Raw genomic sequence first — 13,009 nt, 5'->3', positions numbered from 1 at the left:
CCAAGTCCCCGCTGCCCCTCTCCTCGTACTCGTGAGAGACGTACTGCCCCGGCTCAGCCTTCGAGGTCCCTGAGCCGGGGCAGTACGTCTTCGCAGAACAGGCGCAGGCCGCGCCAGCCCTCCTCGACGGGCATGCCACCGGACAGCGGATGGAGCACGTAGTTGTCGAGGCCCTGGGCCACGCACGCGTCGGGCGTCAGGATGCGGTACACGCCCTCGGCGCGCAGCTCCTCGACCGTGGTGGCCGCCGACTTCACCGCCGAGCGGATGTCACCGGACTGCCAGGAGGCGTACGTCCGTGCCTCGTGCAGGAAGTGCCGCCCGTACGCGGCCCACGCCCGGTCCGGGTCCTCGGCGACGTGCAGCAGCGGGGTCTCGGTGGCGGGCATCATGGTCCAGCCCTCGGTGCCGTACTCGATCAGCCGTTCCTTGTAGTACGCCTCCAGGTCGGGAAGGTGCGCGCTGGGGAAGAACGGCAGGCCGAGCCGGGCGGCGCGACGGGCGGCGGCCCGGGAGGATCCGCCCACCAGCAGCAGGGGATGCGGATCCGAGAACGGGCGCGGGGTGACCCGTACCGTTCGGCCCCGGTAGGTGAACTCCTCGCCGGTCCATGCCTTCAGCACCGTCTCCAGCACCTCGTCCTGGAGCCGGCCGCGCCGTTTCCAGTCGACGTCGAACAGGGCGTACTCCTCCGGCCGGTAGCCGATGCCCGCCACCGTGACCAGACGCCCGCCGCTCAGCAGATCGAGTACGGCGACGTCCTCGGCGAGCCGCAGCGGATCGTGCAGCGGGCCGATGATCGCCGAGACGGTGACGGCGAGGTGCCGGGTCGCGCCGAGGACCGCACCCGCGAAGGTGAACGGCGAGGGCAGCCAGTTGTTGGGCACGCCGTGATGTTCCTCGGTCTGCACGGTGGTGACGCCGTGGTCGTCGGCGTAGGCGGACATCTCGACCGCGGCCCGATAGCGGGCGCTCAGTGACGCGGGGGTCGCGTCCGGGTCGACGAGGTTGAAGCGCACGACCGTCACGGGCATGGGGAGCCCCCTTCGTGTGTGGAGGGGGACGGTAGCTGACGGATCGTCAGACAGCCATAGTCGCGCACTCCTCGGCGGGTTCCGCCCCGGGGGCCACCGGGGGTTTCGGCAGGACGGCGTAGAGGACGAAGGAGGTCACCATCGTCGCCACCCAGCCGAGGCCGTACGCGCCGACCGGGTTGCCCGTCGCCAGCGGGCCCGTGAACCAGTCGGACGCGGTGAACAGCAGTCCGCAGCCGAGGCCGAGCGCCCACGCCGCGACCGCGGCCGGGCTGAAGCCGCCCCGGTACCAGTAGGCGCTGGTCCGTGTGGTGTCGAGCAGGGCGCCGGCGTCGTACGCCGGGCGGCGCAGCATGTCCGCGCCGAAGACGCCGGCCCAGGCGGAGAACGTGACCGCCAGCAGGGTCAGGAACGCGAGGAACGAGCCGATGAAGGAGGGCGCGACCAGCATCAGGACGCCGCCGAGGAGCAGCGAGATGAGGGCGTTGACCGCGACCGCCCAGGGGCGGGGCAGCCTGAGGCCGAGGGCCTGCGCGGTGAAGCCCGCCGAGTACATCGACATGGCGTTGATCAGCACCATGCCGACCAGGGCGATGAGCAGGTACGGCACCGCCATCCACAGGGGGAGGACCGAGCCGAGGAACGAGACCGGGTCGACGGCCGAGGCCAGGTCCGGTGTGGCGACCGCCATGACCGCGCCCGTCAGGGTCAGCGGGAGTACGACGACGACGGCGCCGCCGAGCGAGCTGCACACGATCGCCGCGGACGAAGTCCGGCGCGGCAGATAACGCGTGAAGTCCGGAGCCGAGGGCACCCAGCTGATCCCGCCCGCCGCGATCAGCCCGATGCCCGTGATCATCAGATGCGTCGGTCCCGCCGGCCGCCGCAGGACCTCGTCCCAGTCCGTCCTGACGATCAAGCGGCCGAGAACGAGCAGGGAGAAGGCGGCGAAGAGGAAGGCCGCCCACCTGTTGCACCGGCGCACGGCGTTGATGCCGAGGCCGGAGATCACGAACGTCGCGACCACGAAGAGCAGCAGGGTCACGAGGACGAGGAACGTGTTGCTCCTGACACCGAAGACGATGTCCAGGACGGTCAGCAGGGCGTAGGCGCCGGTCACCGCGTTGATCGTCTCCCAGCCCCAGCGCGAGACCCAGATCAGCGAGCCGGGCAGGAGGTTCCCGCGCTGGCCGAAGACCGCACGGGACAGGGCCATGCCGGGCGCGCCGCCCCGTCTGCCCGCGATGCCGATCAGCCCGACCAGGCCGTACGACACGGTCGGCGCCACGGTGGCGACCACGAGGGTCTGCGAGAGATCGAGTCCGTACGAGACGGCCAGGGTGGCGCCCATGGTCAGCAGCAGGACCGTCATGTTGGCGGCCACCCAGGTGGGGAAGAGATCGCGGGTTCTCGCGTGCCGCTCGGAGTTCGGCACGGGCTCGATGCCACGCGTTTCGAGGGCGCCATCGGGGGGCTCGGTGGTGCTCATGGGTAATGATCATAGATTATGTCGGTTTGTCGCCTTTAGTCCTTCCTTGCCCTTGTGCGAGGTCACGGATTCCCTTCCCGGCAAGGGAATCTCCCTCCCCGGGGAGCGATGACTGATACTGGGGGCGTTATGGAAACCGTCATCCTTGCTGTAGTCATCGCCGTGGTCGTGATCGGCGCACTCGGCGGGCTCGTCATCGGCAGTCGCCGCAAGAAGCCGCTGCCCCCGCCGCCCCCCACCACGCCCGACATCACCGCACCTCCCGCCGAGCCGCACCTCGGCGACGAGGCCGAGACCCCGCGCGACGAAGCGCGCCGGACGATAGAGGAGGTGGACCTTCCGGACGGCTCGTCGCCGTCCGGCGTCGCCGTCGAGGAACCCGCGCCCGTCATCGAGGCGCCCTCGATCGAGATCCCGGAGCCCACCGCCGGACGCCTGGTGCGGCTGCGCAGCCGGCTCTCCCGCTCGCAGAACGCGCTCGGCAAGGGGCTGCTCACGCTCCTGTCGCGCGAGCACCTCGACGAGGACACCTGGGAGGAGATCGAGGACACGCTCCTGACCGCGGACGTCGGTGTGCAGCCCACCCAGGACCTGGTCGAGCGGCTGCGTGAGCGCGTGAAGGTGCTCGGCACCCGCACGCCCGACGAACTGCGCTCGCTGCTGCGCGAGGAACTCCTGCAGATCCTCGTCCCCGAGTTCGACCGCACGGTCAGGACGGACTCGAACCTCGACACCCCGGGCATCGTGATGGTCGTCGGTGTCAACGGCACCGGTAAGACCACCACCACCGGCAAGCTCGCCCGCGTGCTCGTCGCCGACGGCAAGAACGTGGTGCTCGGCGCCGCCGACACCTTCCGCGCCGCCGCCGCCGACCAGCTGCAGACCTGGGGCGAGCGCGTCGGTGCCCGCACCGTGCGCGGCCCCGAGGGCGGCGACCCCGCCTCGATCGCCTTCGACGCGGTCAAGGAGGGCATCGAGGAGGGCGCGGACGTCGTCCTCATCGACACCGCCGGGCGCCTGCACACCAAGACCGGCCTCATGGACGAGCTCGGCAAGGTCAAGCGGGTCGTCGAGAAGCACGCGCCGCTCGACGAGGTGCTGCTCGTCCTCGACGCCACCACCGGCCAGAACGGTCTCATCCAGGCACGGGTCTTCGCCGAGGTCGTCGACATCACCGGCATCGTGCTGACCAAGCTGGACGGCACCGCCAAGGGCGGCATCGTGATCGCGGTCCAGCGCGAGCTGGGCGTACCGGTCAAGCTGGTGGGTCTGGGTGAAGGCGCGGACGACCTGGCCCCGTTCGAGCCCGAGGCGTTCGTGGACGCGCTCATTGGCGAGTGATCCCGGCTTAGGCGTACAGGAAGCGCCCGTTCCCCCGTGCGACGGGAACGGGCGCTTCGTCGTGCCGGGGGAACGGGCGCCCAGTCGTACCGGCGCGCGTCGGCGGGGTTACGCGCGCGACCGGTGCGCCACGTAGGCCAGCGTCCCCAGCAGCAGCCGTGCCTGCGGCGGCCTGGTCGCCGAGTCCAGCGCGGGGGAGCGCAGCCAGCGGACCGGGCCGAGGCCGGCGCGATCGGAGGGCGGCGCGGTGATGAACGTACCGGGACCCAGGCCGTGCAGGTCGAGGGAGGCGTCGTCCCAGCCCATCCGGTAGAGCAGCTCGGGAAGTTCGGCCGCCGCGCCGGGGGCCACGAAGAAGTGGGCGCGGCCGTCCGGGGTGGCGGTCACGGGGCCGGTGGGCAGTCCCATCCGCTCCAGCCGGACCAGCGCGCGCCGTCCGGCGGGCTCGGCGACCTCGATCACGTCGAAGGCGCGGCCGACCGGCAGCATCATCGCGGCACCCGGGAACTCGGACCAGGCCTCGGACACCTCGTCGAGCGTCGCGCCCGCCGGGATCACCGGTGCGAAGTCCAGCGGATGCGCCCCCGGCGCGGAGCAGCCGACCCTTCCGCACGAACACGCTCCCGCGGCGGCCCGGGCGCCGGGAACCACGTCCCACCCCCACAGTCCGGTGAACTCGGCCACCGCGGTGCACTCCGACGAGCGGCCGCGGCGGCGGGAGCCGGGCCGGATCTCGCGAATCCCCCGGCTGCTGCCGATCGTGAAGCCCATGCCCCCTCCAACGGGTCCGAGGCACCCGTGGTTACGACCCGGATGCAAACCGTTACTCACTGTGCCCGCGCCCATGTCCGTGCTCGTGCCCATGTCCGTGCTCATGCCCCTGGATGCCGCGCGGCTCCGGCGGCGCGTGGGAGCGCTCCGAGGGTCGCGTTCCACCCTGTGCGCCCCCGCGTGCACCGCTACGCCCACTTCTGGCTGTCCTATGTCAAGTGAATCGCGTACTGGCGATCCGGAGTTCATTCGAAGGGGTGGCGAAAGGTGGCGTTTCGCGGATCGCCATGGCTGGACGGGTGATCGTAGGATTACTTTGAGTGCACGAGTCCTGGGGACGAATGCACTCGTGGGTATGCCGGAGGCAACTCGGCTTCCCGTTCGAAGGGTGAGAACCACCGGACGGGCGGCCGTATTTACCGGCATTCTGATAGGGCTTGGCGCACGCAGCGTACAAGTGGTCTCAGGGATGGGGGCGTTCCAGTGGGCGGCAACGGCGGAAGCGGTGTGAACGCTGACAAGCGCCCGAATGAGCTGTTGGGCTCCTGGTTCGTGCGCAGTGGCTGGTCGAAGGGCGAGCTCGCGCGTCAAGTGAACCGCAGGGCCCGTCAACTGGGGGCCAGTCACATCTCCACGGACACCTCGCGGGTGCGCCGCTGGCTGGACGGCGAGAACCCGCGTGAGCCGATTCCGCGGATCCTGTCCGAGCTGTTCTCCGAGCGGTTCGGCTGTGTCGTCGCCGTCGAGGACCTCGGTCTGCGCGCCGCCCACCAGTCACCTTCCGTGTCGGGTGTCGACCTGCCCTGGACCGGCCCGCAGACCGTGGCCCTGATCAGCGAGTACTCGCGCAGCGACCTGATGCTCGCGCGGCGCGGCTTCCTCGGCAGCTCGCTGGCCCTCTCCGCCGGGCCGTCCCTCATCGAACCGATGCAGCGCTGGCTGGTGCCCACCCCCACCCCGCCCCCGGAGGAGCCCGAGCACCCGGCCGCCGCCCGCCGCGCCGGCCGGCTCTCCGCGCCGGAGCTGGAACTGCTGGAGTCCACCACCGTGATGTTCCGCCAGTGGGACGCCCAGTGCGGCGGCGGCCTGCGGCGCAAGGCGGTCGTCGGCCAGCTGCACGAGGTGACCGACCTGCTCCAGGAGCCCCAGCCCGCGGCGACCAGCCGCCGTCTGTTCAAGGTCGCCGCCGAGCTGGCCGAGCTGGCGGGCTGGATGAGCTACGACGTGGGTCTGCAGCCCACCGCGCAGAAGTACTTCGTGCTCGCCCTGCACGCCGCCAAGGAGGCCGGCGACAAACCGCTGGGCTCGTACATCCTCTCCAGCATGAGCCGCCAGATGATCCACCTCGGCCGGCCCGACGACGCGCTGGAGCTGATCCACCTCGCGCAGTACGGGAGCCGGGACTGCGCGAGCCCGCGCACCCAGTCCATGCTGTATGCGATGGAGGCCCGCGCCTACGCCAACATGGGACAGCCGGGAAAGTGCAAGCGTGCCGTCCGGATGGCCGAGGACAGCTTCGAGGACGTCCACGACTGGGACGACCCCGATCCCGACTGGATCCGCTTCTTCTCGCAGGCCGAGCTGCACGGCGAGAACTCGCACTCCTACCGTGACCTCGCCTACGTCGCGGGCCGCAGCCCCACCTACGCCTCGCTCTCCGAGCCCCTGATGCAGAAGGCCGTCGACCTCTTCGCCAAGGACACCGAACACCAGCGTTCGTACGCACTCAACCTCATCGGCATGGCCACCGTGCACCTGCTGCGGCGCGAGCCCGAGCAGAGTGCGGTATTGGCCAAGGACGCGATGGCGGTCGCCAGGAAAGTGCGCTCGGAGCGCGTCAACACTCGTATCCGAAAGACGGTCGACACGGCCGTCCGTGACTTCGGTGAGCTCGCGGAGGTCGTGGACCTCGCCGAGCAGCTCGCCGTGGACCTGCCGGAGACCGCGGAAGCGGTCTGAGCCCAGGCCGCGCAAGCGGACCGATCCCAGTACCCCGGCCACGGCCGGCCGTCCCGAACTGCCCGACTCGGCTCCCCCATGCCAGGTCATCGGACGACCGACCGTGGCCGGTTTCTTCGTCTTCGGGGAAGGTTGCGCAACAATAACGATCGCTCCGCCCGGTATCGGGCAGTTCATGCACGCGTAACACACGAGACGCCTTCGTCACTGCGGCGAAACATCGAGGGGCGTCGACGGAAACCGCGCTGCGTCAATCTCATGGCGCATAACCGGCCCACCCCTCATGACCGCTCAGGCTTCGCCCGCACGGGGCCGTACCAACGACGAGGAGACGCCGATGGCACCAGCCATCACGCTAGCCGCAGAAGCTCCCAAGCTCTCGGCCGCCAACACCGGGTTCATGCTCATCTGTTCCGCCCTGGTGCTGATCATGACCCCCGGCCTGGCCTTCTTCTACGGAGGCATGGTCCGTGTCAAGAGCACCCTGAACATGCTGATGATGAGCTTCATCAGCATGGGGATCATCACGATCCTGTGGGTCCTGTACGGCTTCTCCCTCGCCTTCGGCACGGACAAGGGCTCCTTCATCGGCTGGACCTCGGACTGGGTCGGCCTCAGCAACATCGGCCTGACGGAGCTGTGGCCCGGATACACCATTCCGGTCTTCGTCTTCATGGTCTTCCAGCTGATGTTCGCGATCATCACGCCCGCGCTGATAAGCGGTGCGCTGGCGGACCGGGTGAAGTTCACGGCGTGGTCGCTGTTCATCGCGCTGTGGGCCACGGTCGTCTACTTCCCGGTCGCCCACTGGGTCTGGGGCACCGGCGGCTGGGCGTTCGACCTCGGCGTGATCGACTTCGCGGGTGGTACGGCCGTCCACATCAACGCCGGTGCCGCGGCGCTCGGCGTGATCCTGGTCATCGGCAAGCGCGTCGGCTTCAAGAAGGACCCGATGCGCCCGCACAGCCTCCCGCTCGTGATGCTCGGCTCCGGTCTGCTGTGGTTCGGCTGGTTCGGATTCAACGCCGGTTCGTGGCTCGGCAACGACGACGGCGTCGGCGCGCTGATGTTCGTCAACACGCAGGTCGCCACCGCCGCCGCCATGCTGGCCTGGCTCATCTACGAGAAGATCCGCCACGGCGCGTTCACCACGCTGGGCGCCGCCTCCGGCGCGGTCGCCGGCCTGGTCGCCATCACCCCGTCCGGCGGTGCGGTCTCCCCGCTCGGCGCGATCGCCGTCGGCGCCATCGCCGGTGTGGTCTGCGCCATGGCCGTCGGCCTCAAGTACAGGTTCGGCTACGACGACTCCCTCGACGTGGTCGGCGTGCACCTCGTCGGCGGTGTCATCGGCTCCCTGCTGATCGGCTTCTTCGCCAGCGGCAAGGGCCAGTCCACCGTCGAGGGTCTCTTCTACGGCGGCGGCCTCACCCAGTTCTGGAAGCAGTGCGCCGGCGTCTTCGCCGTCCTCGGCTACTCCCTCGTCGTCTCCGCGATCCTCGCCTTCCTCATCGACAGGACGATGGGCATGCGGGTGAGCGAGGACGAGGAGATCGCGGGCATCGACCAGGCCGAGCACGCCGAGACCGCATACGACTTCAGCGGAGCGGGCGGCGGCATCGTCGGCGGCTCCGTCTCCGCCCTCGCGGGTACGCAGAGCAAGAAGGTGGACGCATGAAGCTCATCACCGCCGTCGTGAAGCCCCACCGGCTCGACGAGATCAAGGAGGCCCTGCAGGCCTTCGGGGTGCACGGTCTGACGGTCACCGAGGCCAGCGGCTACGGCCGCCAGCGGGGACACACCGAGGTCTACCGTGGTGCCGAGTACACCGTCGACCTGGTCCCCAAGATCCGCATCGAGGTCCTCGCCGAGGACGACGACGCCGAGCAGCTGATCGACGTCGTCGTGAAGGCGGCCCGCACGGGCAAGATCGGTGACGGCAAGGTGTGGTCCATCCCGGTCGAGACGGCCGTCCGGGTCCGGACCGGCGAGCGCGGCCCGGACGCGCTCTAAGCGGAAGAACAGAACAGGAGCGCTGGGTGACGAGTACGGACATGCGTACGGATGCAGGGGACTCGGAACCCAGCGGCTACGCGGCGGCCCGGCTGCGCCTCCTCCAGGAGGGGGCGCGGTCCGGGCCGCCGCGCCGTGCGGCCCTCGCCGAACTGACGGACGAGTGGCTGACCGGCCTCTTCGGCGCGGGCACCCAGGACGGCAAGGAAAGCAAGGACCGCAGGGACCGCAGGGAGAGCCAGGGCGGCAGGGACGGCGGCGAGGACGCGGCGCGCCTCGCCCAGAAGGGCGGCGGCCGACGGGAGAACCTGCGCGGGGTCTCGCTCGTCGCCGTCGGCGGCTACGGCCGCGGCGAACTCTCCCCGCGCAGCGACCTCGATCTGCTGCTCCTGCACGACGGCAGCGACTCCGGCGCGGTCGCCGCCCTCGCCGACCGCATCTGGTACCCCGTCTGGGACCTCGGTCTCGCGCTCGACCACTCGGTCCGTACGCCCGGCGAGGCCCGCAAAACGGCCGGCGACGACCTCAAGGTGCAGCTCGGCCTGCTCGACGCGCGCCACATCGCCGGCGACCTCGGCCTCACCGCCGGACTGCGTACGGCCGTCCTCGCCGACTGGCGCAACCAGGCGCCCAAGCGCCTCCTCGAACTCCAGGAACTCTGCCTCGAGCGGGCCGAGCGCCAGGGCGAGCTCCAGTACCTGCTGGAACCGGACCTCAAGGAGGCCCGCGGCGGCCTCCGCGACGCCACCGCCCTGCGCGCCGTCGCCGCCTCCTGGCTGGCCGACGCGCCCCGCGAAGGCCTCGCCGACGCCCGACGGCGCCTGCTCGACGTCCGCGACGCACTGCACCTGGCCACCGGACGCGCCACCGACCGGCTCGCCCTCCAGGAGCAGGACCAGGTCGCCGCGGAACTGGGACTGCTCGACGCCGACACCCTGCTGCGCCAGGTCTACGAGGCCGCGCGGGTCGTCTCGTACGCCAGTGACGTCACCTGGCGCGAGGTCGGACGCGTGCTCAAGTCACGCGCCGTACGGCCGCGCCTGCGCGCCATGCTCGGCGGCGGCGCCAAACCCGCGGCCGAGCGCTCACCCCTCGCCGAGGGAGTCGTCGAGATGGACGGCGAAGTGGTGCTCGCCCGTGCCGCGCGTCCCGAGCGCGACCCCGTGCTCCCGCTCCGCGCCGCCGCCGCCGCGGCGCAGTCGGGAATCCCGCTGTCCCTGCACGCCGTACGGCGCATGGCCGCCGTCGCCCGCCCGCTGCCCACGCCCTGGCCCGCCGAGGCGCGGGAACAGCTCGTCACCCTGCTCGGCTCCGGACGCCCGACCATCGAGGTCTGGGAGGCGCTGGAGGCCGAGGGCCTGATCACCCGGCTGCTGCCCGACTGGGAACGGGTGCGCTGCCGGCCGCAGCGCAACGCCGTGCACATCTGGACCGTCGACCGCCACCTCATCGAGACGGCCGCCCGCGCCTCCGAGCTGACCCGCCGGGTGGGCCGCCCCGACCTCCTCCTCGTCGCCTCCCTGCTGCACGACATCGGCAAGGGCTGGCCCGGCGACCACTCCGTCGCGGGCGAGATCATCGCCCGGGACGTGGCCACCCGGATCGGTTTCGACCGCGCGGACGTGGCCGTGCTCGCCACCCTCGTACGCCACCATCTGCTGCTCGTCGACACGGCGACCCGGCGCGACCTGGAGGACCCGGCGACCGTCCGCTCGGTCGCCGATGCCGTCGGCTCGCAAGGCACCCTCGAACTGCTGCACGCGCTCACCGAGGCGGACGCGCTGGCCACCGGGCCGGCCGCCTGGTCCTCCTGGCGCGGCTCCCTCGTCACCGACCTGGTCAAGCGGGTCGCCGCCGTGCTCGCCGGGGACGCCCCCGAGGAGCCCGAGGCGGCGGCCCCCACGGCCGAACAGGAACGGCTCGCGATCGAGGCCTTCCGCACCGGCGGCCCGGTCCTGGCCCTGCGCGCGCAGACCGAGCCGCCCGCCGAGGAGGAGTCCTCCGCAGACCCGGAACCCCTCGGCGTGGAACTGCTCATCGCCGTCCCCGACCAGCCAGGGGTGCTGCCCGCGGTGGCGGGCGTCCTCGCGATGCACCGCCTGACCGTCCGCACGGCCGAGCTGCGCGCGTTCGACCTCCCCGACGGCGTGCGGGGCTCGGTGCTGCTCCTCAACTGGCGGGTCGCCGCCGAGTACGGCTCCCTCCCGCAGGCCGCACGGCTGCGCGCCGACCTCGTCCGCGCCCTGGACGGCTCCCTGGACATCGCCGCCCGGCTCGCCGAGCGCGACGCCGCCTATCCGCGGCGCCGCGGAACCATCGCGCCGCCGCCCCGGGTCACAGTCGCCCCGGCGGCCTCCCGGCACGCCACGGTCATCGAGGTCCGCGCGCACGACGCCCCCGGCCTGCTGCACCGCATCGGACGCGCCCTGGAGGACGCGAGCGTACGGGTGCGCAGCATGCACGTCTCCACGCTCGGCGCCAACGCCGTGGACGCCTTCTACGTGACCGGACCCGAGGGTGCCCCACTGCCGGGGGAGGAGGCTGCTTCCGTGGCCCGTGGGCTGGAGGAGATGCTGCGGGGATGACCGGGACCGGGGCCGCTACCGGTCTCGTACGAACGCGGTGGAGACCCCACGCCACGCGGCCGGATACCCTGGAGGGCGATTCCCATCGCCCCCGACCCCTGAGGACAGACGAGCGCCGTGTTCGATACTCTCTCCGATCGCCTCTCAGCGACGTTCAAGAACCTGCGGGGCAAGGGCCGGCTGTCCGAAGCTGACATCGACGCCACCGCACGCGAGATCCGTATCGCGCTCCTCGAGGCCGACGTGGCCCTGCCGGTCGTGCGGACCTTCATCAAGAACGTCAAGGAACGTGCCCTCGGCGCCGAGGTCTCCAAGGCGCTGAACCCGGCCCAGCAGGTCCTGAAGATCGTGAACGAGGAACTCGTCACGATCCTGGGCGGCGAGACCCGCCGTCTGCGGTTCGCCAAGAACCCGCCCACCGTGCTCATGCTCGCCGGTCTGCAGGGTGCCGGTAAGACCACGCTCGCCGGAAAGCTCGGCAAGTGGCTCAAGGACCAGGGCCACTCGCCGCTCCTGGTGGCCGCCGACCTCCAGCGCCCGAACGCCGTGAACCAGCTCAGCGTCGTCGCCGAGCGCGCCGGTGTGGCCGTCTACGCGCCCGAACCGGGCAACGGCGTCGGCGACCCGGTCAAGGTCGCCAAGGACTCCATGGAGTTCGCGCGCACCAAGGTCCACGACATCGTGATCGTGGACACCGCCGGCCGCCTCGGCATCGACCAGGAGCTGATGCAGCAGGCCGCGGACATCCGTGACGCGGTCAGCCCCGACGAGATCCTCTTCGTCGTCGACGCCATGATCGGCCAGGACGCGGTCAACACCGCCGAGGCCTTCCGTGACGGCGTCGGCTTCGACGGCGTGGTGCTCTCCAAGCTCGACGGCGACGCCCGCGGTGGTGCCGCGCTCTCCATCGCCTCGGTCACCGGCAAGCCGATCATGTTCGCGTCGAACGGCGAGAAGCTCGACGACTTCGACGCCTTCCACCCGGACCGGATGGCCTCCCGCATCCTCGACATGGGTGACCTGCTCACCCTGATCGAGCAGGCGGAGAAGACGTTCAGCCAAGAAGAGGCCGAGAAGATGGCCTCCAAGCTGGCGTCCAAGAAGGGCCAGGACTTCACCCTGGACGACTTCCTGTCGCAGATGGAGCAGGTCAGGAAGATGGGCAGCATCAGCAAGCTGCTCGGCATGCTTCCGGGCATGGGCCAGATCAAGGACCAGATCAACAACCTCGACGAGCGCGACGTCGACCGCACGGCCGCCATCATCAAGTCGATGACCCCGGCCGAGCGCCAGGAGCCGACGATCATCAACGGCTCGCGCCGCGCCCGTATCGCCAAGGGTTCCGGCGTCGAGGTCAGCGCGGTCAAGGGCCTGGTCGAGCGCTTCTTCGAGGCCCGCAAGATGATGTCCCGCATGGCCCAGGGCGGCGGCATGCCGGGCATGCCCGGGATCCCGGGCATGGGCGGCGGCCCCGGCCGCACCAAGAAGAAGGTCAAGCAGGCCAAGGGCAAGCAGCGCTCCGGCAACCCGATGAAGCGCAAGCAGCAGGAGGAAGAGGCCGCGGCGCGCCGCGAGGCCGGCGCCCAGCCGGGCGGCGCCTTCGGACTGCCGGCCGGCCAGCAGGGCCAGGACTTCGAGCTCCCGGACGAGTTCAAGAAGTTCATGGACTGATCGCACCGACGCATGGACGGACGGTTCGTCCCGCGCACCGACGCCGTCCCGTACGTCACCGGGGGCACCCCTCGACCGAGGGGCGCCCTCGGCGCTGTTCCGGCGACGTCCTGCGCGTGCTGGCGCGCATTACGTGGCGTAACGTCCTG

9 protein-coding genes are annotated in these 13,009 nt (G+C 70.9%); 6 read left to right on the top strand and 3 right to left on the bottom strand.

Annotation, left to right across the window (positions count from 1 at the left end; translation table 11 throughout):
- Positions 1 to 53: 53 nt before the first annotated feature.
- Together OG199_RS14095 and OG199_RS14090 are read right to left on the bottom strand one after the other, a co-directional pair.
- Entirely contained in the window at positions 54 to 1,034 is a 981-nt protein-coding gene (locus OG199_RS14095) for an LLM class flavin-dependent oxidoreductase (protein WP_356809177.1), read from the bottom strand.
- Positions 1,035 to 1,080: 46 nt separating this feature from the next.
- Positions 1,081 to 2,523 carry a cytosine permease gene (locus OG199_RS14090; protein ID WP_405829750.1) on the bottom strand — a complete coding sequence of 481 codons (1,443 nt, stop codon included), beginning with the start codon at positions 2,521 to 2,523 and terminating at the stop codon, positions 1,081 to 1,083.
- A gap of 129 nt (positions 2,524 to 2,652) precedes the next feature.
- Here OG199_RS14090 and ftsY point away from each other — a divergent pair, with 129 nt between their 5' ends.
- On the top strand, positions 2,653 to 3,864 hold the full coding sequence (gene ftsY, locus OG199_RS14085; protein WP_401799953.1) for a signal recognition particle-docking protein FtsY: 1,212 nt from the start codon (positions 2,653 to 2,655) through the stop codon (positions 3,862 to 3,864).
- A gap of 108 nt (positions 3,865 to 3,972) precedes the next feature.
- Here the strand turns inward: ftsY and OG199_RS14080 are convergent, their stop codons facing one another.
- A complete protein-coding gene (locus OG199_RS14080; RefSeq protein ID WP_401799956.1) occupies positions 3,973 to 4,635 on the bottom strand; it encodes a bifunctional DNA primase/polymerase in 663 nt (220 codons plus the stop codon).
- 483 nt (positions 4,636 to 5,118) lie between these two features.
- Between OG199_RS14080 and OG199_RS14075 the strand changes: the two genes are divergently transcribed.
- The 5 genes from OG199_RS14075 to ffh all read left to right on the top strand — a co-directional run bounded on the left by OG199_RS14075 (position 5,119) and on the right by ffh (position 12,860).
- Positions 5,119 to 6,594, top strand: coding sequence for a hypothetical protein (locus OG199_RS14075; RefSeq protein ID WP_356809141.1), 1,476 nt, complete (start codon positions 5,119 to 5,121; stop codon positions 6,592 to 6,594).
- A 337-nt stretch (positions 6,595 to 6,931) separates the two neighbouring features.
- Entirely contained in the window at positions 6,932 to 8,269 is a 1,338-nt protein-coding gene (locus tag OG199_RS14070) for an ammonium transporter (protein ID WP_356809142.1), read from the top strand.
- Positions 8,266 to 8,604, top strand: a complete 339-nt coding sequence (locus OG199_RS14065) for a P-II family nitrogen regulator (RefSeq protein ID WP_054235369.1) — start codon at positions 8,266 to 8,268, stop codon at positions 8,602 to 8,604. Before OG199_RS14070 ends, OG199_RS14065 begins: the two co-directional genes overlap by 4 nt.
- A gap of 26 nt (positions 8,605 to 8,630) precedes the next feature.
- Positions 8,631 to 11,189: a [protein-PII] uridylyltransferase gene (locus OG199_RS14060; protein ID WP_405829747.1), complete on the top strand. Its 2,559-nt coding sequence runs from the start codon at positions 8,631 to 8,633 to the stop codon at positions 11,187 to 11,189.
- A 117-nt stretch (positions 11,190 to 11,306) separates the two neighbouring features.
- On the top strand, positions 11,307 to 12,860 hold the full coding sequence (ffh, locus tag OG199_RS14055) for a signal recognition particle protein (RefSeq protein ID WP_356801979.1): 1,554 nt from the start codon (positions 11,307 to 11,309) through the stop codon (positions 12,858 to 12,860).
- Positions 12,861 to 13,009: the final 149 nt, after the last annotated feature.

It is taken from the genome of Streptomyces sp. NBC_01176, assembly GCF_045039825.1.
Classification (GTDB): Bacteria; Actinomycetota; Actinomycetes; order Streptomycetales; family Streptomycetaceae; genus Streptomyces.
Note: the sequence above shows the minus strand (reverse complement) of the source record. Positions and strands in the feature narration are given on the sequence as shown.